This is a genomic window from Mesorhizobium sp. M7A.F.Ca.ET.027.03.2.1 (assembly GCF_003999175.1).
GTDB lineage: Bacteria > Pseudomonadota > Alphaproteobacteria > Rhizobiales > Rhizobiaceae > Mesorhizobium.
In genome coordinates, this window is the sequence record NZ_RZOM01001436.1 from 1 (window position 1) to 1,163 (window position 1,163).

Annotated in this window: 1 protein-coding gene; it reads right to left on the reverse strand. The window is 64.1% G+C overall.

The genetic code is table 11. From position 1 onward, the window contains the following. Positions 1-58 precede the first annotated feature (58 nt). Positions 59-1,153 carry an ABC transporter ATP-binding protein gene (locus tag EN750_RS35380; RefSeq protein WP_127399351.1) on the reverse strand — a complete coding sequence of 365 codons (1,095 nt, stop codon included), beginning with the start codon at positions 1,151-1,153 and terminating at the stop codon, positions 59-61. Positions 1,154-1,163 lie beyond the last annotated feature (10 nt).

Here is a 1,163-nt window from a genome sequence, read left to right on the forward strand (position 1 = left end):
GGGAGAGGGTAAGGGTGAGGGGCGGCGCCAACTTGCGAAAATTTGCCGGACCAACATCTCAGCCTCCCACCCTCATGGCGCGGCCGGTGGCAGCGTCGAAGACGCGCACCGACGACGTAGTGGGGGCGATGACAGCGGTGTCGCCGATAGTCAGTCCGACATCATTGTCGAACACCGTTTTCACAGCCGCCTCGCCCTGGCCGAGATGAACGATGGTGCGCGCACCGATCCGTTCGACAAAGGTCACCGGCATTGCGAGGCCCTGCCCATTCTGCACCAACGTCGCCTGTTCAGGCCGGAATCCGTAAAGCACCTCGCCGCGTGCACCACGCATGGCCGCTGCGAGTTCGCCCGGCAGCGGCGGCGTGACGCCCAGCGGTCCGAGATCGACGACCAGTCCGCGGTCGCTCTCCGCTGGCCTGCCCTTGAGCAGATTCATGCCCGGCGCACCGATAAAGCGGGCGACGAAGACATTGGCCGGATCGTTGTAGACCTCGAGCGGCGTACCGACCTGCTGCAGCACGCCATGATCCATGACCGCGATGCGGTCGGCCATGGTCATCGCCTCGAGCTGATCGTGGGTGACATAGACCATGGTCTGGCGGAACTGCCGCTGCAGCTGCTTCAGTTCGGTGCGCATGACGGCCCGGAAAGCGGCGTCGACATTGGACAGCGGCTCGTCGAGCAGGAAGATCGCCGGCTCCATGATCGCCGAGCGGCCGATCGCTACCCGCTGCAATATGTTGACCGACAGCCTGTCGGCCTTGCGGTCGAGCAGCGGCGAAAGCTGCAGCATCTCGGCGATGGCGCCGACACGGCGATCGATCTCGGCTTTGGCAGCCCCTCGCATTTTCGGTCCGTAGGCAAGGTTCTGGCGCACCGTCATATGCGTGAAGATGGCGTAGTTCTGGAAGACGAAGCCGACGCCGCGCCGGCCCATCGGCACGCCGGCCATGTCGCGCTCGCCAAACAGGATCTTGCCGCCGGTCGGCTCTTCCATGCCGGCGATCATGTTCATCGTCGTCGACTTGCCGCAGCCAGACGGCCCGAGCAGCGCCATGAACTCACCGTCTGATATTGCCAGGTCCATGGTTTTGAGCGCGGTGAAGTCGCCGAATTTCTTGACCAGGTTTTGCAAGTGGATCGCGCTCATGCCGGCACCT

What these genes read in the sequence shown, in the direction of transcription:
- EN750_RS35380 (WP_127399351.1), bottom strand. Translation starts at nt 1,153, where the DNA reads ATGAGCGCGATCCACTTGCAAAACCTGGTCAAGAAATTCGGCGACTTC.